The sequence below is a fragment of the Gracilibacillus sp. D59 genome, assembly GCF_052246695.1.
Classification (GTDB): Bacteria; Bacillota; Bacilli; order Bacillales; family Amphibacillaceae; genus Gracilibacillus.
This window is the reverse complement of sequence record NZ_JBQQCK010000001.1, coordinates 536,786-562,746: the sequence shown is the minus strand read 5'-3', so window position 1 is coordinate 562,746 and position 25,961 is coordinate 536,786. Positions and strand designations below refer to the sequence as shown.

At 35.9% G+C, this 25,961-nt stretch carries 17 protein-coding genes and 1 pseudogene; 15 read left to right on the top strand and 3 right to left on the bottom strand.

Translation table 11 applies throughout. The annotated features are described in order from the left end of the window. The first annotated feature begins 31 nt into the window (after positions 1-31). The 15 genes from ACTWP4_RS02540 (at position 32) to ACTWP4_RS02470 (ending at position 22,663) form a co-directional block, all read left to right on the top strand. Positions 32-661, top strand: a complete 630-nt coding sequence (locus ACTWP4_RS02540; protein ID WP_443127180.1) for a YesL family protein — start codon at positions 32-34, stop codon at positions 659-661. A gap of 332 nt (positions 662-993) precedes the next feature. Further along, positions 994-3,603 (top strand): hypothetical protein, encoded by a 2,610-nt coding sequence (locus ACTWP4_RS02535; RefSeq protein ID WP_443127179.1) that lies wholly within the window; start codon positions 994-996, stop codon positions 3,601-3,603. Between the two features lie 301 nt (positions 3,604-3,904). Next, entirely contained in the window at positions 3,905-4,996 is a 1,092-nt protein-coding gene (locus tag ACTWP4_RS02530) for a mandelate racemase/muconate lactonizing enzyme family protein (protein ID WP_443127178.1), read from the top strand. A 75-nt stretch (positions 4,997-5,071) separates the two neighbouring features. Then, positions 5,072-5,971 carry an ABC transporter permease gene (locus ACTWP4_RS02525; protein WP_443127362.1) on the top strand — a complete coding sequence of 300 codons (900 nt, stop codon included), beginning with the start codon at positions 5,072-5,074 and terminating at the stop codon, positions 5,969-5,971. Positions 5,972-6,061: 90 nt separating this feature from the next. Then, positions 6,062-6,943, top strand: coding sequence for a carbohydrate ABC transporter permease (locus ACTWP4_RS02520; protein ID WP_443127177.1), 882 nt, complete (start codon positions 6,062-6,064; stop codon positions 6,941-6,943). A 40-nt stretch (positions 6,944-6,983) separates the two neighbouring features. Continuing rightward, positions 6,984-8,000, top strand: a complete 1,017-nt coding sequence (locus tag ACTWP4_RS02515; protein WP_443127176.1) for a TolB family protein — start codon at positions 6,984-6,986, stop codon at positions 7,998-8,000. 120 nt (positions 8,001-8,120) lie between these two features. Further along, positions 8,121-9,671 carry an extracellular solute-binding protein gene (locus ACTWP4_RS02510; protein ID WP_443127175.1) on the top strand — a complete coding sequence of 517 codons (1,551 nt, stop codon included), beginning with the start codon at positions 8,121-8,123 and terminating at the stop codon, positions 9,669-9,671. A 374-nt stretch (positions 9,672-10,045) separates the two neighbouring features. Then, positions 10,046-12,133 (top strand): helix-turn-helix domain-containing protein, encoded by a 2,088-nt coding sequence (locus ACTWP4_RS02505; RefSeq protein WP_443127174.1) that lies wholly within the window; start codon positions 10,046-10,048, stop codon positions 12,131-12,133. Positions 12,134-12,450: 317 nt separating this feature from the next. Then, positions 12,451-14,595, top strand: a complete 2,145-nt coding sequence (locus ACTWP4_RS02500) for a hypothetical protein (protein WP_443127173.1) — start codon at positions 12,451-12,453, stop codon at positions 14,593-14,595. After that, positions 14,588-15,763, top strand: a complete 1,176-nt coding sequence (locus tag ACTWP4_RS02495; RefSeq protein WP_443127172.1) for an iron-containing alcohol dehydrogenase — start codon at positions 14,588-14,590, stop codon at positions 15,761-15,763. The genes ACTWP4_RS02500 and ACTWP4_RS02495 overlap by 8 nt, the downstream gene beginning before the upstream one ends. 13 nt (positions 15,764-15,776) lie before the next feature. Beyond that, the gene (locus tag ACTWP4_RS02490; RefSeq protein ID WP_443127171.1) at positions 15,777-17,225 is read left to right on the top strand and encodes a CoA-acylating methylmalonate-semialdehyde dehydrogenase; all 1,449 of its coding nucleotides are present in this window, start codon (positions 15,777-15,779) and stop codon (positions 17,223-17,225) included. A 29-nt stretch (positions 17,226-17,254) separates the two neighbouring features. Continuing rightward, positions 17,255-19,429: a malate synthase G gene (locus ACTWP4_RS02485; protein WP_443127170.1), complete on the top strand. Its 2,175-nt coding sequence runs from the start codon at positions 17,255-17,257 to the stop codon at positions 19,427-19,429. Positions 19,430-19,469: 40 nt separating this feature from the next. Beyond that, a complete protein-coding gene (locus tag ACTWP4_RS02480; RefSeq protein WP_443127169.1) occupies positions 19,470-20,231 on the top strand; it encodes a fumarylacetoacetate hydrolase family protein in 762 nt (253 codons plus the stop codon). A gap of 27 nt (positions 20,232-20,258) precedes the next feature. After that, positions 20,259-21,164, top strand: coding sequence for an NAD(P)-dependent oxidoreductase (locus ACTWP4_RS02475; protein ID WP_443127168.1), 906 nt, complete (start codon positions 20,259-20,261; stop codon positions 21,162-21,164). Between the two features lie 104 nt (positions 21,165-21,268). Next, positions 21,269-22,663 (top strand): NAD-dependent malic enzyme, encoded by a 1,395-nt coding sequence (locus ACTWP4_RS02470; RefSeq protein ID WP_443127167.1) that lies wholly within the window; start codon positions 21,269-21,271, stop codon positions 22,661-22,663. 452 nt (positions 22,664-23,115) lie between these two features. Here the strand turns inward: ACTWP4_RS02470 and ACTWP4_RS02465 are convergent. From ACTWP4_RS02465 to ACTWP4_RS02455, 3 genes and pseudogenes are all read right to left on the bottom strand, one after another. Then, positions 23,116-23,515, bottom strand: a pseudogene (locus tag ACTWP4_RS02465) (IS3 family transposase); the annotation flags it as partial. A 371-nt stretch (positions 23,516-23,886) separates the two neighbouring features. Further along, complete coding sequence (locus tag ACTWP4_RS02460; protein ID WP_443127166.1) at positions 23,887-24,714, bottom strand: phosphoenolpyruvate hydrolase family protein; 828 nt, start codon at positions 24,712-24,714, stop codon at positions 23,887-23,889. 1 nt (position 24,715) lies between these two features. Further along, positions 24,716-25,951: a Tm-1-like ATP-binding domain-containing protein gene (locus ACTWP4_RS02455; protein ID WP_443127165.1), complete on the bottom strand. Its 1,236-nt coding sequence runs from the start codon at positions 25,949-25,951 to the stop codon at positions 24,716-24,718. Between the last annotated feature and the right edge of the window lie 10 nt (positions 25,952-25,961).

Sequence of the window (25,961 nt, the reverse complement as noted above, 5' to 3'; positions counted from 1 at the left end):
CTATATTATTAATGACTGAGGGGGATAGAATGTGGAATTTAGTGGATTAATAGGTGTTTTTTATCGAATCAGTCACTGGATCTATAAGCTTGCATATGTCAATTTGCTATGGATTCTATTTACCCTAATTGGTGGTGTGCTATTAGGATTTATGCCTGCCACTGTGGCACTCTTTACCATTATGCGGAAATGGATAATGGGGGAAGATGCTGTTGCTGTATTTAACATGTTTTGGAATACTTTTCGTCAAGATTTTATTAAATCTAATTTATTAGGTATTGTTCTATTTGGAATAGGTTATGTGTTATATATTGATTTAGCTATTTTGCCTGATGATGGCGTTTGGTGGTCATTATTACGATATGGAATTATTGTTTGTAGTATTTTATTTTTAATTGTAATATTTTATATTTTTCCTGTATATGTACATTATAAATTAAAAAATCCATCCTATATTAAATATGCATTGTTATTAGGAATAGCCTATCCTCATATTACTATTGCTATGCTGATTGGTGTAGTTATGCTATATGTAATTTTATATAATATTCCAGGATTAATTCCTTTTTTTACAGCTAGCCTTTTAGCGCACCTTTTAATGTTGCTATCCGTTCAAGTATTTAGGAAAGTAGATAAAAAACAGGCAAATACATTAAATTAGACAGAATTGAATTAAATCTATATATAATGCCATGTGCGATTTTATGCACATGGCATTTTTGGTGTTAAAAATTGACTTCCGCAACACTGAAGTCAATGCATATGTACTGGTTAAAAGACAAGTTTTGATATCCTTTCATTTCTTATGATATAACAAAAGCTGTCAGTTGAATGCGGTGTTATAGTAAGGAAAAATAGAAACAAGAAAGCATTTGAAATAATTTAATAAGTAGTGCAGTATTCATACAATTAAGGAGGATGGATCAGAATCTAAATCTTTAAACCAATGAATATATGAATGCTATCTAATTTTTGATACGAGGAGGAAGTCATTTGAAAAATAATATTGGAAAGAAAATCACAATTGTGCCACAAGGTATTAGCAAAAATGCAGAACCTGATTCTACGGAATGGGCGTTGGATTATTTTATTAAGGCACTAGAAGAGAAATGGTGTAGAGTGGAAACCGTTGAAAAAATTACCGAGGACACGGACAATGACATAACGGTGTTTATCGAAGAAAAAAATAGTCACGATCATAGTAAAGAACCAAGCCAGGCAGAATCCTTTGTAATTGAGAAGGTATCAAAAGATAATCTACAAATACTTTCGGTTACCGCTACAGATAGTCGCGGATTAGTTTACGCTTTACTCGAGCTGGCTGATATTGTGCAAACTTCTGCAGATCCTTTGGCAGATTTATTGGCAATTAACAATAAAACAGAATATCCAACTAATTCTATCAGAAGTATCAAGCGATTATTTGCTAATGAAAAAACGGATAAATTGTGGTTTTATAATAAAGATTTTTGGCGAGAATATTTGACGGAATTGGCTCTCCATCGTTTTAACAGATTTAGCCTTGCTTTAGGTATGGGATATGATATTGGTCATGATCCAGATATAAAAGATTTTTATTTCTGTTTTGCTTATCCATTCCTTGTTTCCGTCTCCGATTATGATGTTAGTGTGGAAGGACTTTCTCAAGATGAAAGAGAAAAAAATTTAGAAATGCTACGATTTATTGGGCAGGAAACCAAAAGGCGAGGAATGGACTTTCAGGTAGGTTTATGGACTCATGCCTATGAACCAGAAGATAGTCCTAACATAAGGTACAAAATAAAAGGTCTTGATAAAGAAAATCATGCATTGTATTGTCGGGATGCATTAAAAACTTTATTACAAGATTGTCCAGAAATTGATGGAGTTACAATTAGAGTTCATTATGAAAGCGGTATTCCAGAACCGGCCCATTTATTTTGGGAAATCGTCCTAAAAGGCGTGTCTTTATGTGGACGGTCAGTAAAACTTGATTTGCATCCGAAAGGAATTGACGATGATTTATTAAAAATTGCTGAAGATAACGGTGTACCATTTATGATCTCTCCAAAATTTTGGGCGGAACATATGGGGCTTCCGTATCATCAAGCTGCGATAAGAGAAACAGAATTACCTGTGGAACCAAATCCTGAGGCTGGAAAAATGATTATTACTACTACTTCTAGAAGGTTTACTCGCTATGGGTATGCTGATTTTCTAAAAGAAGATCGTAACTATGATATGTTATATCGCATTTGGCCAGGAACACAGCGAGTTCTGTTATGGGGAGATCCGGAGATGGCAGCGGGATATAGCCGGGCTGGTAGTTTTGGTGGAGCTAAAGGGATAGAAGTAATGGAACCGCTTTCTTTCAAATCTAGAAAAACGAGTGAGACAGATTCTGGAAGAGATCCTATAGTTGACCCTGAATTAAGGTTCGGATTACATGATTGGAAAAAGTATATGTATACTTATCGTTTGTGGGGGCGCTTATTATATAACCCAGATACAGATCCAGAAGTATGGCGCCGTTACTTAAAAAGTGAATTTTCATCAGCTACAGAGTCTTGTGAAAATGCCCTGAAATATGCCAGTAGAATATTGCCTCTAGTTACAGTCGCACATGCTCCTTCAGTAGCAAATAATCATTATTGGCCAGAAATATATGCGAATATTATGATTGTTGACCAAGAGCATAAGCCAGCTAATCATTGTGATGGTCGAGAACCTCATACGTTTAATGTAGCAAGCCCGCTAGACCCTGCTTTGTTTTATCGGGTAGATGAATATGCTGATGATATGATGCAAAATCGCAAAAGTGGGAAAATATCTCCATTGGAAACAGCAAATATATTAGAACAATTAGCTTTATCAGCAGAAAAACATTTGCAACATGTCAATCGTAGTATCGATAAATCCCATCCAACATTCCGTAGATGGGCAGTTGATGTAGAAACTCAAATTGGATTAGGTTTATTTTTTGCAAATAAATTTAGGGCTGGAACCGCATACGCTTTTTACGAAAAAGTTGGAGATGGGCAATTATTAGAAAATGCTCTATCTTATTATCGAGTTGCAAAAAAGGCTTGGGAGAGAATAGTGAGCGCCACCGAAGCTGTTTATACATCTGATATTACGTTCGGCTATGTACCATACATGCGTGGCCATTGGTCTGATAGACTTCCAGAAATTAATGAGGACATTTTAAAAATGGAAGCTCAAACTAATTTTGCCAGAGAAAAAGCTTCAGGTGAACTAATAAGCAGATCTAAAGAATGGCTAAAGAATGTTCCTAAAGTTCCGTTACCTACTATTCAACATGTAAAACCAGAAGTATTTTCTAAGGGTGAACGAGTTCCACTCTCCATTAAATTATCTGGTCAATCTGATACCTATAAGGTTACATTAAAGTACCGTCAGGTCAATCAAGCGGAAAAGTACCAATCTGTACAGATGTACCATGAGAAGGATGAGCTATTGGCAGAGATTCCAGCATCTTATACCAATAGTCCATATCCATTAGTGTATTTTTTTGAAATAGAAGACGAAAATGAGGACAAAAAGTTTTACCCAGGATTTAATGAAAATCTGAGTAACCAACCTTACTTTCTAATTCGCCAATAACATTATTTGAGAGGAAGACAGGAATTGTCAGAGTTAATAATATCTTCTTGTTTCCTCTTTAAAAAACAAATTAGTGAGCTAAGGACAGTTATTGACATCCAGAAATTGTATATACATCCTTTTATAATGAAACCGCCCCAGGGAACTTCATATTCAGTGGGATATCTTTTAAGACACTTTTTGTTATAGCCGATATATCAGAATAAAAGCAAAACATGTCTATTGAATGCTTTACGATATAGAAGCAAAATGAAATTAGCGGTAAGCGTTTACAAAGATATAAGTTGAAGGGAGTACCGATATGAAAGTACAAAGTATTGAGACGTTTTCAACTAAGGAAATTTGTATGGTACGTATTAGAACAGATTCAGGTGAAGAAGGAATAGGTCAAGTTGCACCTTATCACGCAAATATAACTGCGATGGTACTCCATCAACAAATTGCACCGCATGTATTAGGTTCTGACCCATTAGATATTGATGGAATCGTCGATCATTGTATCGAAGCGGAACATAAATTCCCCGGATCCTATGTTTGTAGAGCTGTAGGTGGAATTGATACAGCTTTATGGGATTTAAAGGGCAAACTCGAAGGTAAAGCTGTTTATGAATTATTGGGTGGAAGTGATAAACCCATTAATGCTTATGGTTCCAGTATGAGACGAGATATCACACCTGAAGATGAATCATATAGGTTAAGACAATTAATGAAAACTAATGGATATAACGCTTTTAAGATAAGGATTGCTAACAACTTTGGTTACGATATTGATAAATGGCCAGGTCGAACTGAAAAAATTGTACCAACTGTCCGACGATCTATTGGAGAAAATGCCACGCTATTAGTTGATGCTAACAGTGGGTATACACCTGAGAAAGCCATTGAAGTCGGTAAAATGTTGGAAACCTATCATGTTGGTCATTTTGAAGAACCTTGTCCCTATCCCAAAATCGAATGGACTGCACAGGTGAAGCAAGAATTAAAAGTCCCAATTGCTGCTGGTGAACAGGATAATTGCTTAGATCACTGGAAGCGAATGATAGATATGGGAGTTATGGATATTGCTCAACCGGATATTTGTTATATCGGTGGCGTTTCCAGGACTCTACGTGTAGCAGATATGGCGTCAAATGCTGGAATACCTTGCACCCCACACGCTGCTAACTTATCTATGGTTACTCTTTTTACCCTGCATGTTTTGGCTTCGATAGAGAATGCAGGGCCATATCTGGAGTTTAGCATCGAGGATACACCATGGACAAATGATTTATTCTACCCCGCATTAGAGGTCAAAGGTGGAAAAGTAGATATTCCCAAAGGACTGGGTTGGGGAGTGGAAGTGAATGAAAAATGGTTAAATAAAGCTGATTACCGCGTAACACAGTTAAACTAAAGCAAAGGGGTGTCAAAATTGTCATCAACTGAAGTGGGGAAGTTGCAAAAGAAAAGAAGTAGTTCGAAGTTACAAATGTTTTGGCACAGAATCTATTTACACAGATATTTTTATCTATTAATGTTACCAGGTATTTTGTACTTCATCATTTTTCGTTATGCCCCTATGTGGGGACTGACGATAGCATTTCAAGATTACAATCCCTATGCAGGCATTTTTGGAAGTGAGTGGGTAGGCTTCGAGCACTTCAAAGATCTCTTTACTTACGATTATTTTTATATTTTATTACGTAATACATTAGTAATTAATTTTATGAGTTTAATTCTTTTTTTTCCTGTACCAATTCTTTTGGCCTTGATGCTTAACGAAATTCGACATAGTACATTTAAACGTCTTAATCAGTCCATTGTGTACCTACCTCACTTTTTATCTTGGGTGGTTGTAGCAGGCTTAACTTTCTTTATGTTATCGACTGATATAGGGGCGTTCAATAAGATTTTAAATAACCTTACTGGTGAAACAATCGCATTTCTTTCTAATGATAAGTTATTTTGGATTATTATTACTCTCCAAAATATATGGAAGGATGCTGGTTGGGGTACCATTATCTTTTTAGCAGCGATCGCAGGTGTTAACCCTAGTCTTTATGAAGCGGCTGTGGTAGACGGGGCGAATCGTTTACGTCAAATATGGCATATAACATTACCAGCTATTAGACATGTCATTATTATCTTATTAATCTTGCGTTTAGGGAATATGATGGATGTTGGTTTTGAACAAATTCTACTCATGTTGAATCCGTTGGTAATGAATGTTGGGGACGTATTTGACACTTATGCTTATATGCAAGGGATACTTAGAGGTGATACAAGTATAGGTGTAGCTGTTGGGATGTTTAAAGGGATTGTTGGTTTAAGTATGGTTCTAGGAGCCAACTGGCTGTCTAAAAGGTTTGGAGGCGAAGGTATCATGTAACAAAGTAGCTTAGTGTATACAACGTACAAATATAAATAAGCTATTTCACTTTTAGCCAGTGCGTTATTTTTATTCGAGGAGGTTTATATTATGAGTTTCATACCACAGAAACGATTATCGTTAGGTGACTATATTAATTATTCATTAGTTACTCTAATCTCACTTATGTGCTTGGCTCCTTTTATATATGTTGTAAGTGTGTCCCTAACTGATCCTGATGTGTATGTACCATTTACATTTAATATTATCCCTGAGAAATTTTCGTTGGATGCGTATATGTATCTTTTGTCTACTAATAGTTTTTTGAGTGCTTTAAAGAATACGATTTACATCACTATCGTGGGAACCATACTTAATATAGTTGTTACCTTTACAATGGCATATGGATTGTCGAGAAAATCGTTACCAGGCCGTACTATTATTCTTTATGCCGTCGTTTTCACATTAGTCTTTAACCCAGGTATTGTTCCTAATTATTTGTTAGTACAAGGGCTTGGACTAATTAATAATCACTGGTCATTAATATTAGTTGCTCTAACGAATGCTTGGAGCCTCATTATTATTAAAAGTTTTATTGAAGCTCTTCCCTATGAGTTGGAAGAGGCTGCAAGAATAGATGGTTGTAACGATATTGGAGTGTTTTTAAGAATTATTATTCCGTTATCAAAGCCTGCTATTGCTACATTTACTTTGTTTTTCGCAGTTGCTCATTGGAACACCTACTTTAATGCCTTGATTTATCTTACCGACTCATCGATGTGGACATTGCAAGTTTTGATTAAAACTTTAGTTATTGATTCTGGATCAAACGCAATTGGTCAAGCTGGAGCTACAGGAGATCAAGCAGCTCTGCCACAAGAAACAATTAGAATGGCATCCATTGTGTTAGCGATACTACCAATATTAGTTGTTTATCCATTCCTGCAAAAATACTTTGCCAAAGGGGTGATGTTAGGTTCAGTTAAAGGATAAGCAGGAATAGTTAATATATTTATGCAAAGGGGAGAAGAATGTGACTATTCATCAAGTGGACAATAAACCATTTGAAGGGGCTCATGTGTTAAACGATCCACCTAAGTTTCATGAAAAATTATTAGAATATGGTGAGCGTCCATATTGGTCACCAGATGGGAAACGAATTGCTTTCATTGATAAAAATTATGGTGATATTTGTGAAATTGATGTAGAAACTAGAAAAGTACGTAATTTAACTAAGAATCTAGGAGATTATCATTCTTTTTTACGAGTACTTTATCTTCCAAATGGTGATTACATTTTAATCGGTCCAAAACAGTTTAAAGATAGAGAAGTAAGTCGCCATATAGAGTCAGAACTGTGGATTATGGATAAAGATGCAAGGAATCCACCGAAGCCTTTGGGAAGAAGAATATCAGAAGGTTGTGGTGTATCTACTATTGATAATAAAATTACGTATTCTGTTCATGGAGGCAATGACCCTAATATTGGTAGTAGAAGAGATTATAAGTGCTTTGTTACAGAGATTATCTATAGCGAAGATGGACCGATATTAGGTCCAGAAAAATTAATTTATGAGAATGAGCGTGGAAGAGCTCCTGAACCTCAAGACTTCCGCTTTAATGATTCAGAAGTAATTATGGCAGAATATGTGGGTAGTCCCTGGAAAACACCCGATAATTGGAAGTGTGTGGTCAAAGGGGTAGAGGTTGAAACTGGAAAAGTTCGCACTTATATTGACGAACCACTTACACATAATGAACCGGAAGGGATCTTTCCAGATGGTGAATATATATGTTTAGAGTCATCATGTGATTATGATAATTTTTATCCACCTATTGATCTATGGAAGTTAAAGCTGGATGGTTCTGGAGAACGTATCCGTATGACCGGAATGATTAACCATGTACCATGGAGAGCCAGTAATTCTAATGTGAGTCCAAATGGCGAATGGTTAGCTTTTATGGTGAACACCTACACGAGTGAAGCGGGTTTTGGTATGGGACTTGGTCTGTTAGATTTAAAGGCTTGGGAAAACGATCTGAAAGATTAATGTTATTACGTTGCTAATCGTCCGTAAAACTCCCACTGATGAAAGTCGCACTTTAGCTTAAATTAACTAGTTTACAAGGATTTATTTGATAAGTTATTCCATATTATTAGGAGGGTGAAAATGAAAAACTCATTAATAAAGCAGTTTTTAATGGTATTGTTAGCATTTGGGTTATTAGTAGGGTGTAGTGATGATTCGGAGACTTCTTCAGATTCATCAAGTGAAGACACTACAGATAATGAATCGGATAATGGATCAGGTAGTGAAGAACCATTGGAAATAAGTATGATTTTACCATTGTTTGAAGAAGTTCCAGATATGAATAATGAGTTTTGGACAGCTTTTCAAGAAAAAACGAATACTAAATTAGATATAGAATGGGTACCATCCGGTGACTTTGATACTAAATTTGAGCTAGTATTATCTTCTGGTGACTTGCCAGATGTATTATGGGCACCAAATGTTAATTCACCTAACTTAATTAAAGCTATTAATAATGGTGCCTTTTGGGAAGTTGGTCAATTTCTGGGTGACTTTAGTGATTATCCAAATTTAAAAGAAAATGCAAGTCCTAATGCATGGAAAGTTGTAAACTTAGATGGTGAAACATATGGTATTCCGCGAAATAGACCAAGTGTCGATCAAGGTATAAAAATTCGTAAAGATTGGTTAGATAATCTAGGACTTGAAGAACCAACTACTTTAGATGAATTTGCAGATACACTAGAAGCAATGGTTAAAGAAGACCCAGATGGAAACGGTAAAGATGATACCTTGGGACACGTACATTCTTATGGAGGAACAGGGATTCATAACGCCTTTTTGGCAGGATTTGGGGCTTTAGATCCGTCCTATGATGATGACGGTGGACTAATTCATGTGAATTTGAGTGATGGTTATATTGATACGGTAGAATATTTTAGAGATTTATATGAACGCGATGCACTGCCTGATGAATTTGCTACGATGAGTCAGACTCAAACACAAGAGTTATTTGAATCAGGTCGAGCAGGAGCTTATATTCGGAATATCTGGAGAGCATGGATGTTTGAAGAGTCCATTAAGAAAACAGAACCCGAAGCGGAAGTCACCATTGTAGAACTTGAAGGACCAGCAGGACCTGCTATTCAGCTTGAGTCTGGCGTATATGGTGCATTTATGCTATCTAAAGAGTTATCAGAAGAAAAAGTAAAACAGATACTAGATTACTTTGAATTTACGAATACTGAAGAGTTTTTTGAATTTATCTTTTTCGGTGAAGAAGGAGTGCATCATGAAGAAGATGAAAATGGATATAAAGTGATGAATGAAGAACTTGCCGTTCAAATCGGGACATCTGCTCAACAACCTGTACCTTTAACTTATAATGACTGGTGGAAGAGTTTTGATAAAAATGCACCACAAGAGTACAATGAACAAGTCCTTGCTGATACTGAACATTATAGTGAAGTGGGGAAAGTAAATATATTTTCTTTTTTACATTCTGATACTTGGGTAGACGCATGGCCAAGGTATCAAAATGAATGGGAGAGTAGAGTTGTAGAAGCTATTGTAGGTGATATTTCTATGGAAGAATTTGAAGAGTATATTCACAATTTGCGAAATAAAGAGGAAATTAAGAAGGCATTCCAAGAGTTCAATGAAGCATATGAAGCATTTGAGAATAGTTAAAGTTTAAACATATTAGCCCTTTCACTCTAACAGAATGAAAGGGCTCTTTCAAAAGTTCAAATCCTCTATTAAAAAAAGGAATTTTAGGATGGAATAAAGAATACTATTGTAAAACGATTCACGTATTATATTAAAAAGTGGTGATATATATGGTTAATTGGTTAAGAAAAATCCCCCTATTAAAAACCAACCAAAATAGAAACCACAAAAGCTATTATTATCATTTGATTTGGATTGGTTGTCTATCAGCGTGTATCCCCATTATTTTAATTGGTGGTGTTTATTATTATGTTTTCAATAATTCATTAACAGAGGACATAAATAATGACACACAATCCTCATTAGTCCTCTTTAAAGAACGGGTGGAACGATTAATGGAAGAAATAGAATTAGAATCGCATCAAATAGCTACAGATCCACTTATCCATGATTCCTTCACCATAAGCCAATTTAATAATCGGATAATGGACCATCTAGAAATTCTTGAAAAATTTAAGGTGAAGAAAACAGAAAATAGTTTTATTGATGAGATTTATTATTATAATACAGAATATAATTTTGCTCTCTCTAATGAATACGGTTTCATTAAAGGAGGATCGTTTAAATATAGTAAGGATGTAAAAAAGGTGATGGAAGAACAACTTGAAGTTGGTTGGAAGTATTTACCTGTTGCGGATAACGAAGGATATATCTCTTTTTTTCGCAAACTACCTGTTTTGCACACTACATCCTCACAAGGATTGCTAGTTATCCAGGTGAAAAAGAAACTATTTCAAGACTACTTTCCAAGCCAGGAGCACATAACGTCATTAGTGTTAGATTCTAAAGACAATATGCTTTTTGACCAAAATGATGGTGAGAAACATCTTTACACGGAGAGTGTTTTAAATAAGATAAAAGAAAGTGAATCTAATCAGGGCACGTTCTATGCAGATAATAAAAATGGCAATGAAACGTTATATGTTTATGAGAGAGTGCCTAGGTTTGAGCGAACCTATCTATCTATGGTTCAGAAATCATCCATTACTGAATTAACCCAATTTTTCAGGTGGATGGTATTGTCATCTGTATTATTTTTTTTAGGAGTAGGTATCTTATTAACCTTTTATACAACACGCCGTGCTTACTCTCCTATTAAGCAATTATTGAATTATACTAAATCATTGAACGAAGAAAATGTAATGAACGACCAAAAAAATGAAATAAATATTATTAGAGATAGTCTGAGCAATCTAAATAAAGAAAAACAAAAACTTAGAAATTATCAAGAGCAAATGGAACCTACTTTAAAAGAATGGTTTTTTCAGCAAATCCTAGATGGGAATTTGACTATTAACAATCAGTTTTATAGGCAGTGTAAGCAATATAACATTCCTGTAAAAAAACAATATGTAGCGATGGTGATTGATTTAGGTAGTTATGAAGATAAAATGAGAATTGAAGATCGAGATAAACCGATTCTCCTTTATGCTGTTCGAAATATCTTAATGGAATTAATAGATAATGAACAATGTTATGACGGTATCGATCTCAATAATGCAGACAATAACCTGGTTGCTATTTTTCATTTTGATGAAGACTTGATCCTTGATGAAATAAAGGAAAAACTACATCAAACCGCTGCACAATTGCGCAATGTAATACGAAAATATTTATCTATAAATACTTCTATTGGCGTTGGAAATGTATATAAGGGTGTCATTGAAGTCTCACATTCTTATAAAGAAGCTTTAGAAGCACTTAAGTATCGTCTTTATAAAAATATTGACTCGATTCTATTTATTGATGATCTAGAATTCTCAAAGAAACAAGGGATGTTTTTTTACCCAAGAGAATTTGAAACTAGGATTCTTGATTCCCTAAAGGTGGGAGATATCGATCAAGCCGAGCAAACTCTGGATGAATTTATGAAAGCAACTGCTTCATTTGAGTCATACAATAGTATTTATCAATGTTTTCATCTCTTATTATCTTCCATCATATTATCTCTGGAAAAGAAAGGGAACAGTGTGATGGATATTTTTGACGCAGATTTGTTTGGGGAGTTAAAATCCCTTCATACTATTGGTGAAATAAACCAATGGTTTAAAGAGCAATTATTTCCTTTATACCAACGATTAAATGATGATACTGAATTTTCACCAGGTACACTATCCGTTAAACAAGTATGTCAATATATAAATGAAAATATTTCTGAAGATATAACGCTTTCACAGTGCGCTGATATGGTAAATTTAACTCCTTCTTATTTAAGTCGATTATTTAAAAAAGAAGTGGGAATTAATTTCAGAGATTTTGTTTTAAGACGAAAAGTTGAAAAAGCAAAAAGTATATGCATTGAATCTGATACTCGTGTCAGTGAAATAGCAGAGGCAATAGGATATTCAGAGCGAAATTTAAATCGTCTGTTTCAAAGGTATGTAAAAATGACAATTAGTCAATACAAAAAGGAACATCGCTAAGTTAAATCGGATCATTTTCTTCTATAACGAGAACGTTTAAGAAGAGAATGACCGATTTTTTGTATTTTTAGTTCGATTTTCTTATAGACGAAGATTGACATTTTATCAGACAGTTTTTGTCTAATCAATAAATCGGTCATCCGTAAATAAGGTAATTAACGTTTTTCTTATGCTATTCCTTTACACAAATAATTGATGTGTAACTTACACAAAACTTGTCTGTTTATTGCCGTAAAGATTGCCCTCTATAATGTAATAAATCATATAATCTTTTCAATATTTATAGCTTCTTTTTTAGCGGAAGGAGGAAAACGTGATTGAAACTTGTTTATGATTCTAGTGATCCGGTCATTCAATTTGGTGTAGACGAGATAAAAAAAAGTTTACTTCGGAGGGATATATTTTATGTAGAACAATATGAGAAACATGTAACAACCTTATATCCATCAAAAGGCATTGTAGTACGAAAAGTGGATGAACGAAAAATTAATGAATCCTATATTTTTGAGGATGAAGCTTTTTTAATTAGACGAAAAGATCAACTAATTATTATAGAGGGTAAAGATTCTCGAGGGGTCATGTATGGTTGTCTAGAGTGGGCAGAGTGGATAGAGCGCGGAAAAAAATTATTAGCTGATGAACAAGTAAGCCAAAAACCAAGCCTGCAGATGCGGGGCATTAAGTATAATTTACCATATGCTCCTTTCGATCAGGGTGATGCTTTGCGTGAAAATGAAGATACTTGTATGACCATGGAATATTGGCGTCCTTATATCGATATGTTAGCCAAGAATCGTTATAATTGCTTGAGTTTGTGGTCAGAACACCCATTTCATTTAATGGTTGTATCATCGAAATATAGAGAAGCCAATCCTTTTGAAGATCAAAAAATCAAAGAAAATATACAATTTTTCAGAAATTTAATGAAGTATGCAAAGGATAGAGGCATCGACATATTTTTATTTACTTGGAATATTAGATTGTTACCAGAAGTAGCAACTGGTCTCGGTTATCCTTCCTCTGTAGGTGAATTTGGAAATATGTATGACCATCTGATTCATAGAGTGGGCACCACACTAAATCGATTCAGAGAAACTTCCGAAATAATTAAAGATTATTTTTATGAAATGATTTTGCAAGTACTCCTTACTTATCCTGATTTAAAAGGGATTGGGACTTCGGCAAGCGAATGGATGGATGGCACCGGGTATGAGAAGGAAGCTTGGATTGCAGAAACTTATGTAAAAGCGATTAAGGAATCAGGACGTCACATTTCTTTTATCCACCGTACCAATATGCAAAATGCGGGAAAAGAAATAAAAGATGTCATACAAGAACAATTTGATTCCAAGGATTTATATATTAGTTGGAAATATTCTAATGCTCACTGTTATTCTCACTCTGAGCCTCAATTCGAACAATTATGGGGGGCGTGGGAAGGGATAGATCTTGAAAAGACCCAGGTACTTTATACCGTAAGAAATGATGATGTATTTACCTTCCGGTGGGGGGATCCGGATTACGTTCGTGCTTATGTAAAAGGAATGCTAAAACCTTATGTGAAAGGCTTTTATTGGGGAGCAGATGGCTATATATGGGGGAAAGATTTTCAGCATGTTAATTATGGCCATAAAACATGGACTTACGATTTTGAAAAACATTTATTTCAATTTCAATTATGGGGACGCTTATCTTATAACCCTGACATAGATGATGAAGTTTGGGAATATTTATTGCGGGAACCTTATGGCAAAGCGCATGCAGGGAGGTTTTTAATTGGTCTACGTGAATCATCTAAAATCATACCTGCTGTGAATAGACTGTTTTGGATGGACTATGATTTTCAATGGCATCCAGAAAGTTGTCTTTCACAGGTATCAGGATTTAAAACAATTCTGGACTTTGTTGAGGCTAAGGCAATGCCAGGAAGTGGTGTAATGAGTATTGATGAGTTTGTAAAAGCGGAGAATAATGGTGATCTAGAACAAGTTAGGACAGGTTATAAAGAGACCCCTTATGATATTGTAACTATTTTGGAAGAATCTACAAAGAACGTGGAGAAAATTTTAATAGATTTAGAGACAATACCCAAAGAAGAGAAAACTAGCTATTGCCAATGTACTCAATTAGATTTATATGCTTGGGTCGAATTAGGAAGGTATTATCAAAACAAATTTAAAGCTGCTATTGAGCTTAACAGATATAGTTTAAATCCTTCATTACCCCATAAAAATCTGGCAATATCCTTACTAAAAGAAGCAAGTACTCATTGGGAAAGGCTTGGACATTATTGGAGTTTGCATAACAAACCATATTTTATGGCAAGAGTGAAGATGACGTTTGGCTATCCTTATTATTTAGAGGATACGTATAAAGATGTAGAATATGCAAAGCAATTCGGAAATAGTACAAATACAAAAGTTAATAATCAATCAATGATAGGGAGGGACGCAGATGAATAACATTTTTTCGTTTAGGATGCCAAAAAGTCTTTATTATGGTGAAGATTCGTTTAGCTTAGTAGGAGAGCAGGTAAAAAAACATGGGGAAAAATGCTTGCTAATTAGTGACAAAGTAATGGATAGCTTAGGACATGTCAATCAATGCATTCAGTTTTTAAAACAATCAAGTGTTAACTGTTTGACCTATTTAGGTGTGAATTCAGAACCAACTGATAGACATGTGGAAGAGGCACTTAAGCTTTTTAAGGATGGAAATTGTGATGTGATTGTATCTTTAGGAGGTGGAAGCTGCATTGATACAGGAAAAGCAGTTGCTGTACTTGCAGATCATAATGGAGATATAGTCGACTATTTTGAATCTAAAAAACATATGAAGCATACTACTATTCCTTTTATTGCCTTACCTACTACCGCAGGAACTGGATCTGAAGTAACCGATGTTACCGTAATTACAAATACAAAAAATGATGTAAAAATGATGATTAAAGATCCTGCTTTAATACCATCCGTTGCCATAGTTGACCCAACTCTAACGTACACATCGCCATCACATATTACAGCAAGTACAGGGATAGACGCATTATGTCATGCCATAGAAGCGTATATCTCACGCCTTTCCCACCCAATGACAGACAATTTAGCATTATCTGCAATACGTCTCATCTCACAAAATATTAGATTATCTTATACTAATCAAGATCAAAAGGCAAAAGGAAAAATGGCACTAGCATCCATGCAAGCTGGAGTAGCATTTAGTAATGCTTCCGTTTGTTTAGTTCACGGAATGTCCCGACCAATTGGTGCGCTATTTCATGTCCCCCATGGTGTTTCCAATGCCATGATTCTCCCACCAATTCTTTATTTTAGTAAAGAAAGTTGTGTAGAAAAAATGGCGATAATAGGACGAATATTTAATCCAGATCTAGAAAAATTATCTGATGTTGAGGCTGCTGATTTGGCAGTAGAGGAAATTAAGAAGCTCTGTGCTGAATTAAATATACCAAATATGAAAGACTGGGGAATCGAACTTACTGAATTTAAACAATTCGTTTGCAAAATGGCAGACGACGCATTAGCAAGTGGAAGTCCTGATAATAACCCTAAGGTACCTTCCAAGGAAGAAATTATCGAATTATATGAAACGTGTTATTCCTATAATTTCATTTAGAAGGAGACTAAACATGGTTGAACACTTAAAAAATTATATTAATGGTGAATGGATACCGGCAGCATCGACCCAAGTTGAAGAAGTACCCAATCCAGCAACTGGTCAGTTATTAGCATATGTACCGATCTCAAGTATGGAAGATGTTAAACAGGCAGTTGCAGCGGCAAAGTCAGCTTTTCCTTCTTGGAGCAAAACACCCGTTCCACGTAGAGCAAGAATATTATTTAAATACCAACAATTATTAATCGAGAATCGTGAGGAATTGGCAGAATTGATTACTCTTGAAAATGGTAAATCTATTTCAGAAGCGCAAGGGGAAGTGCAAAGAGGGATAGAATGTGTTGAATTTGCTGCTGGAACACCTCATTTGATGATGGGTTCTGTCTTACCAGATATTGCGACAGACATGGAATCCGGAATGTATCGTTATCCAGTAGGAGTGATAGGTGGAATTACTCCGTTTAACTTTCCAATGATGGTTCCTTGTTGGATGTTTCCTCTTGCTATTGCTTGTGGAAACACATTTGTTCTAAAACCATCCGAACGAACTCCTCTATTAGCACAACGTTTAACCGAATTATTTTCAGAAGCGGGATTACCAAATGGAGTGTTAAACCTTGTTAATGGATCGAAGGATGTAGTAAATGGGCTTTTGGAGCATGAGGATGTTTCTGCTATTTCATTTGTTGGATCTCAACCTGTTGCGGAGTATGTTTATCAAAAGGCATCCCAATTTGGTAAGCGTGTTCAAGCATTAGCTGGTGCGAAAAATCACTCTATTGTATTAGCAGATGCTGAAATGGATAAGACTGTTCAAGGTATATTGGGTGCTTCTTTTGGCAGTGCAGGTGAACGTTGTATGGCATGTTCAGTAGTTGTAGTGGTAGATGAAATCGCGGATACATTAGTGAAAAAAATAGTACAGGGAGCTAATGATATAAAAATCGGAGAAGGGATGAATGAGGACGTCTTTTTAGGCCCAGTTATTAGAGACTCCCACTTGAAAAAAGTGAAAGATTATATTGAAACAGGACTAAAAGAAAAGGCGAATTTAGTCCGTGACGGTAGGCTCGATACAAAAGAAAAAGACTCCGGATTTTTTCTGGGCCCAACTATCTTCGATCATGTTTCAACTGAAATGCAAATTTGGCGAGATGAGATATTCGCCCCTGTTTTAAGTATTGTTCGTGTGAAAGATTTACAAGAAGCGATAGAGCTAACCAATCAATCGGAATTTGGCAATGGAGCTGTCTTATACACCAAAAGTGGCAAGGCTGCCAGAGAGTTTAGAGACCATATTCATGCAGGTATGATTGGTATTAATGTAAATGTTCCTGCTCCAATGGCCTTTTTCCCATTTTCAGGATGGAAGAAATCATTTTATGGTGATTTGCATGTAAACGGAAAAGATGGAATTGAATTTTACACAAGAAAAAAAATGGTTACCACTCGATGGTTTTAAACTTGAACAAGAAGAGGAGAGTGAAATTGATGATGGGGTATGTGTTGATTAGCAATCTTTATGTGGATGAAAAATTATTTGAGTTTATTAATTCAAGGGCGCTTCCAGGGAGTGGATTAACTAGAGATAAGTTTTGGGAAGACTTTTCTGAACTTATTCATGATTTTATTCCAGAGAATAATAGGTTATTAAAAGAAAGAGATACGCTCCAAGAAAGAATAAGCAATTGGTACAAAGAAAATAAAAATGCTTTAGATGTGGATGCCTACAAGAGCTTTTTGGAAGAAATAAATTATATCGAAGCTGAAGTAGATGATTTTGCAGTTAGTTCCCAAGGAATTGACGAAGAAATTGCAATTCAGTCAGGTCCTCAATTAGTTGTTCCAGTAGACAATGCCCGGTATGCACTGAATGCTGCAAATGCTAGGTGGGGAAGTTTATATGATGCACTGTATGGCTCGGATGTCATTAGTGAAGAGGAGGGGGCAGAACGCAGTAATAGCTACAACCCGAAAAGAGGGGAAAGGGTTGTTTCCATTGCTAAACAAATTCTTGATGACATTTTTCCAATAAAAGCTCATTCTCATACTGAAGTTGCAAACTATTCTATTATGGACGGCAACTTACTTATGGAGCTTGAAAATGGCGAATCTACTATGCTGAGTGATAAAGCGAAATTTATTGGATACCGTGGAAATAGACTAAATCCTGAGGCAATTTTGCTGAAGAATAATCATATACACGTTGAAATTCAAATTGATAAACGGGATAAAATAGGCTCTGAAGATAATGCAGGTATTAAGGATATTTTAATAGAGTCAGCTTTAACAACGATATTAGATTGTGAAGATTCCGTAGCTGCAGTCGATGCAAACGATAAGATAGTAGTATATCGTAATTTACTCGGATTAATGAAGGGTGACCTTTCCACTTCATTTGTGAAAGGCTCTCAAAAAGTAACTAGAACACTTCAATCAGACCGTCAATACGTGTCTCCGACAGGAAATAAATTCACATTACAGGGCCGCTCGTTAATGTTTATCCGGAATGTCGGCCATTTAATGACAACCAATGCTATTCTAGATGAAAATCAACAAGAAATTCCTGAAGGAATTATGGATGGTGTATTGACAAGTTTAATCGCTAAGCACGATCTATTGAGAAATAGTAACTACCAAAATTCCCGTAAAGGCTCTATCTATATTGTTAAGCCTAAAATGCATGGTTCAAAGGAAGTAGCCTTCGCCAATCAGCTTTTTAATCGTATAGAAGAAATGATGGACTTGGATAAAAATACGTTAAAGATTGGTGTAATGGATGAAGAACGACGAACAACATTAAACTTGAAAAATTGTATATATCAAGTGAGAGAAAGAATTGCCTTTATTAATACAGGATTTTTAGATAGAACGGGTGATGAAATCCATACTTCTATGGAGCTTGGACCAATGATTCGCAAGAACGAAATGAAAACTTCTAATTGGTTACAAAGCTATGAAAAATCAAATGTGAACATTGGGTTAGCTACAGGCTTACAAGGGCACGCACAAATTGGTAAAGGAATGTGGGCTATGCCTGATTTAATGAAAGATATGTTAAATCAAAAAGGAAATCAGTTAAAAGCAGGTGCAAATACAGCTTGGGTTCCTTCACCTACTGCAGCTACATTACATGCTCTTCATTATCATCAAATAAATGTACAGCAAGTTCAAAGTGAACTGGTTCAACAATATGAAGATTTAAGAAAGGAAATTTTGGATGTGCCTGTGAGTAGAACGATGAATTGGACACCTGAAGATATACAAAAAGAGTTAGATAACAATGCTCAAGGTATTCTAGGATATGTTGTTCGTTGGATTGACATGGGGATTGGCTGTTCCAAAGTTCCAGATATTAATAATATAAGTTTAATGGAAGACCGTGCCACTCTTCGTATTTCTAGTCAACATATTGCCAATTGGCTTTATCATGACATTTGTACGAAAGAGCAAGTCATGGAAACGATGAAACGCATGGCTAGAGTTGTCGATGAACAGAATAGTGGAGACCCTAAATACAAACCAATGTCTAAAAATTTAAACGCTTCCATTGCTTTTCAGGCTGCGTGCGATTTAGTTTTTAAAGGTGTGGACCAACCGAATGGTTATACGGAGCCAATATTACATCGTCGACGCATAGAGGCAAAAGCTAAGGTGAGACATTAATACATTCAAAGAGTGTAGTATTAGAAAAGTGGGGATGAAGATGAAATTTTTGAGATATGAGTATCAGAATGAGATTTCCTCAGGAGTTCTTTCTCAAGGGGAAGTGAAAAAAATAAGTGGAGATTATTTGGGAACGTGGACTTATACAGGTGACAGCTATTCATTAGATGAAGTGAAATTGTTAGCTCCTATTTCCCCTAATAAGATTATTGGAATTGGAGCTAATTTTGTACAGGAGTTAGGGGAATTACCAAAAGAGCCTGCTGATATCCCTGTTTTCTTTTTTAAACCATTAACATCAGTTATCGGACCTAATGATGAAATCATTATCCCTCAAGGAATCAATGAAGTGAAGTTTGAATCGGAATTAGTTGTTGTCATTGGGAAGAAGTGTAAACAGATACAAGCCGATGATGTGTTAGATTATGTGTTTGGTTACACAATAGGTAATGACATAACAGCACCGCAGTTTTTTAGAGAAGATGGTCATTGGACAATTGGTAAAGCATTCGATACCTTTACGCCAATAGGACCGTTCATAGAAACAGATATTGATTTATCAACTTTATATGTGAAATCAGAAGTGAATGGTATTGAAAAACAAAATAGTTCTACAAACCTGATGATTATATCTGTAAAAGAAATGATTGCCTACCTTTCTAATGTGATGACTCTATTGCCAGGAGATGTTGTTTTAACTGGCAGTCCAATTGGTGCAGAGTTTATCGGAGCCGGAAATATAATTGAGTGTAAAATTGATGAAATTGGAATCTTACAAAATAAAGTAATTAATCATAGATAAGCTTTTAAGAAACGGGAGGTTTTTTTGTTGGAACCACTTCATCCAAATAACACAACAATTGGATTTATTGGACTTGGAGTTATGGGAGCAAGTATGGCTAGAAATTTATTGAAAGCCGGATATTGTTTGAACCTATATACTCGTACGAAACAAAAAGCAATGTCGTTGTTAAGCGAAGGAGCAAATTGGCAAGGTAGTCCAGCATTAGTCGCAAGCAATTCAAACATTATCATTACAATGGTTAGTTATCCAAACGATGTAGAGGAAGTTTATTTTGGTGAAAATGGCATTTTGAATCATATAAAACCCTATTCTTATTTAATAGATATGACCACTTCTAGTCCTCTTCTAGCACAAAAGATTGAAAGTAAAGCAAAAGAAAAAAACTCATTTTCTCTTGATGCCCCAGTATCTGGCGGAGATATTGGAGCAAAAGAAGGTAAGCTAGCTATTATGGTAGGGGGCATTAAAGAGGTATACGAAACGGTTCTACCTATTTTTAAGGTTATAGGAAGTAATATCGTATATCAAGGTCTGGCTGGAGCCGGTCAACATACGAAGATGTGCAATCAAATCGCACTTGCTAGCAATATGGTTGGTGTATGTGAGGCACTAGTCTATGCTAAAGAAGCTGGCCTTGAACCAACTACCGTACTCCAAAGCATTGAAACAGGAGCTGCAGGGAGCTGGGCACTGAGTAAACTGGCTCCGCGTATTATTAATGGTGACTTTGAACCAGGATTTTATGTAAAACATTTTATTAAGGATATGGATATCGCTTTAGACCAAATTAAAACAATGGATTTTGAGGCAAAAGGGTTATCATTATCATCGTCCTTTTATAAAGAATTAGCTAGTTTAGGTAGAGAAAATGATGGTACCCAAGCCTTATATAAAATTATTAATGATAGAGGCCAATTAGATGACCTATAAAAATCAAGGATAAAAAAGAGCTAATCCATTCTATTATTTGCTATTCCGTATTTTGTACACGATGAAAAAAGATGGCTTACAAAAAGTGAAAAGAGGTTAACATTATGCAACTTAAAGGCAGTCTTAGTATCATTATTAGACTTGAAATCAAAAAAAGTAATAAAATGTTTGGTCAAATTGCCACTGTAGTAAATAATGCGGAGGGAGACATTATCGCAATCGATGTTATCAAGGAAGAAAAAAATATAACAATTCGAGACATTACTGTAAACGTACAAGAAGAAAATCAGATCGATAACATAATTAAAGAAATTAATCTTTTACCAGGAGTATCTACAATTCATGTATCAGACCGAACCTTCTTAGTTCATCTAGGTGGAAAACTTGAAACAACTCCCAGGCTACCTGTAAAGAATAGAGATGATTTATCACGTGTTTATACACCCGGGGTGGCAAGAATTTGCCTTGCTATAAGTGAAGATAAATCTTTAGCACACTCGTTAACTATTAAGAGAAATACAGTTGCAGTAGTATCGGACGGATCGGCAGTTTTAGGACTAGGAAATATAGGACCTGAAGCTGCTATGCCCGTAATGGAAGGAAAGGCAGTATTATTTAAACAGCTTGGTAATGTTAATGCGTTCCCAATATGTCTAGATTCCCAAGATACTGATGAAATAGTTAAAATGATCAAAGGTATCGCTCCTTCATTTGGTGGGATAAATCTAGAGGATATAGCGTCTCCTCGGTGTTTTGAAATAGAGCAAAAATTGACAGAAGAGTTGGATATTCCAGTGTTTCATGATGATCAACATGGAACAGCTGTTGTTATTTTAGCTGGATTATTAAATGCCATTAAAATAGTTCAAAAAAGATTAGAAGACTGTAAAGTTATTATTTGTGGAATAGGAGCAGCAGGAATTGCTTGCACTAAAATGTTACAATCTGCTGGGGTTCAGAATATTATTGGTGTGGACCGTGATGGTGCTTTAGTAAAAGGAAAAAACTATAAGAACGATAAATGGAAATGGTATGCAAATAACACTAATCCAAACTTTGAGGTAGGTAGCCTTTCAGATGTCATCATTGATGCTGATATATTTATTGGTGTTTCAGCTCCAGGAGTACTTCAAGTAAGTGACATTAAAAATATGGGTAAAGATCCGATTGTATTTGCGATGGCGAATCCTACACCTGAGATATTACCTGAAGAAGCAGAACCGTATGTTAGGGTTCTTGCAACTGGACGATCGGATTATCCGAATCAAATAAATAATGTTCTTTGTTTTCCAGGTATATTCAGAGGAGCTTTAGATGTAAAAGCTTCTAAAATAACTGAAAAAATGAAACTAGCAGCTGCTCATGCAATTTCAAATGTGGTTACGGAGGAAGAGTTGAATCCCAATTATATAATTCCTAGTGTGTTTAACGAAAAAGTAGTGGAAAATGTAAGAAAAGCTGTTGCTCATGCAGCTTATCAGTCAGGTGTAACAAAATAAGATTATAAAAAAAGTTGAAATATAGGTTAGTTATAGTGCATAACGACAAACCTAAAATCCCTTTAAACCAACCGTTTGTGGCACTGGGGCAGGAAATTATTTAGGTGGTGCCTGGAGTTTTGCTTAAAACTGTAGAAAATACGTATTGTACTCCTTTCGTGGGTTATCCTTATATTTAAAAAATGATGACGTCCCACTTAAAAACTAGACCTAAGTCGATGGAAATAAGTTAGCATACCAATCCTAGCATAGGTGGTTACCCCCAAAAAGTTAGACTTTTATTCGGAGTAGAAATTCTACTCCGATTTCTCAAGATTCTTCGTCGCCGTGCTTACCAACCATTTTTTTACAAGGTTATATGGCTGTCAAGAGAAGGAACGAAGTGGCTCTTGACAGCTAGATGTTCTTGTAAAACAATTAAGCGGGCATGGTGGTGAGAAGCCTTTATTGAGCTTTTCGAAACTGAACTGACTCTTCCAATTCAGCTTTTCTTTTATTCGTTTGTTGTTGTAATAGTTAATATACTTTTTAATTGCACGCTCCAGTTCTGTAAAATTGTTATAGACTTTTCCATAATACATTTCTTGTTTCAGGATTCCAAAGAAATTTTCCATTGGTGAATGTAATTTTTTGATGAACAACACTGGTGTAAAAACGGCGATGGATACGATTTTTCGCAACGGTACCAACCTTTCCTTTATACGTGCTGTATTTACGTGATTTGCGCGTATAGGAGAGACACTTCAAGCCAAATTTCTGCATCATTCGTTGTACTTTCTTTTTATTGATGGTCATTTCCTCGTTTTGAAGTGCTTTGGTGATACGACGAGAGCCATAATTTCCATTGTGTTCTTCAAACAATACCTGTTGCTTCAAGAAGAATTACTAATTGGAAGCTTTGCCGGAGTTCTTGGATGACTTTGGCTTCTGTTTTAGCAGTCGGCTCGGAATATTTCTCCCTGAAGCTCGGAGCTTTTTTATAAAAGCTAATTCCGCACGTAAAAGTTCATTCTCACGTTCCAATTCTTCTTCACGTGTGGACAAAGTTATTATAAAGGGAGTGAAATGGCGATGACTATAGCAGAGATATTCCATGAAAAGGATAGGAAAGAAGGAAACAAGCAGTTAGAAAAGGGGGCAGGGACAGGTTTGATAGTAAACTATTTCTTTGAAAAGTAAAAGACACCAAACAGTGTTAAACCTGCTGAGTGTCTTTTGAAAAATCATCTATTAATAGCTTTAAAAGTTTCTACTTGGCTAGTAATGGCTTTTTCCGTTGGGAGCCTTTCAATGCTCGATGCCCCAAAAAATCCTGCAACTCCATCGGTATTATTTAAAACGTATGCAGCATCTTCTGGTTCAGAAATTGGACCACCATGACAAAGGACGATAATCTTTGGATTTATTTTTTTACCGGCATCATGTATCTTTTGGACAAGAGCCGTAGCTTCTTCTAAAGACAGTGCCGTGCTAGCTCCGATGCTCCCTTTCGTAGTTAAACCCATATGGGCCACTAGCACATCGGCTCCGGCTTCAGCCATAGCAACAGCATCATCTTCATCAAAAACATATGGTGTCGTTAATAATCCTTTTTCATGAGCTTTTCGAATCATTTCAACTTCAAGAGTGTATCCCATTCCTGTTTCCTCAAGGTTTTGTCTAAACGTACCATCCATCAGACCAACAGTTGGGAAGTTCTGTACACCAGCAAAACCTTGTCGTTTTAAATCATCTAGAAAGACATTCATCGTACGGAAGGGGTCTGTTCCACATACACCTGCAAGCACCGGTGTATCCTTTACAATTGATAGTACTTCATGTCCCATTTCCACTACAATTTGATTTGCATCTCCATAAGGCATCAGACCAGCTAATGATCCTCTGCCTGCCATTCTATATCTACCAGAGTTATAGATAATGATTAAATCAATACCCCCAGATTCTGCGCTTTTTGCTGAAATACCAGATCCTGCACCACCACCGATGATTGGGCTATTTTGCTCGATTTGTTTATTTAAATTAGTTAAAATTTCCTCACGGCTTAATGTCATATTAATCCTCCTTTACTTTTGCTGTTTCCATCATTTCCATTAGTGTATGTGATAATTTGATAGCTACAGATGGGTGGTTGATATCTTCTTCTAATTCTATGAGGGGGATATTATCTCTTAGCGTTTCTTGAATTCCAAATAATAGTGCTTCTCGTTGCTCCGGACCGTCAAATTCATTACCAGTTGTATCTAGCAGCGAGACACCACCTTTAGGGAAAATAACAACAACTGGTGAAGAGGATCGACTAAGTTTTTCACCTAATTGTTTGCCCAGTTCACGATTTTCTGCAACAGTAGTTCTCATTAATGTAGTTGTAGGGTTATGCTGATAGAACTGACGATTAGAGAAAGATTCAGGAACGGTTTCAGGTGGACCAAAGTTCACCATATCTAAAGCACCAACAGAGACAACTTGAGGGATTTCTGATTCACCAGCAGCCAATAAACGATCTGGACCAGCATTAAAAACCCCGCCAACTAATTCATCTGCCAGTTCAGTAGTTGTAACATCGACTACTCCTCCAATAAAACCTGCTCTTATTAGTTCTTCCATTGCCATACCACCTGCCCCAGTTGCATGAAAAACAAGAACGTCATAGCCTTTTTCTTCTAGTGTCTCACGAATTTGAGTACAACATGGGGTGGTTACACCGAACATTGTCATACCAATCATTGGTTTGACACTAGTTTGTTCAGTAGCAGAATTGGATGCCATTGCCATACCAGATAGTGCATGTGCTGCATTACTTAATATTTTACTAGATAATGGATTTATCCCAGCGATGTCTATGACAGAATACATCATGGTTATATCTTTCACTCCTACATAAGGACGAGTGTTTCCGGATGCTACAGTAGAAACTAAGATTTTCGGAATTCCAATAGTAAGCGCTCGCATTGAGGATGCAGCAACCGTAGTTCCTGCAGTACCTCCCATGCCAAATGCTCCCGATATTTGATACTTCTTACATAATTGTTCCATGATTACCTCTGCACCTTTTGTCATAACTGCTACAGCATTCCCACGGTCATTTTCTAAAATGAGAGTTTGTAAATCACTGCCACCAGCTTTAGCCACTTCATCAGCAGATATTTCTGGAGTGTACAGCGGTTCGTCAAGTACACCTGTATTAACGGTTAAAGTCTCTATATTATTATCCTCTAATATCTTCTTTACAAACAAGTACTCTTCACCTTTTGTATCTAAAGCACCAACTAATACAACTTTACTCGTCATAGCTATCTCC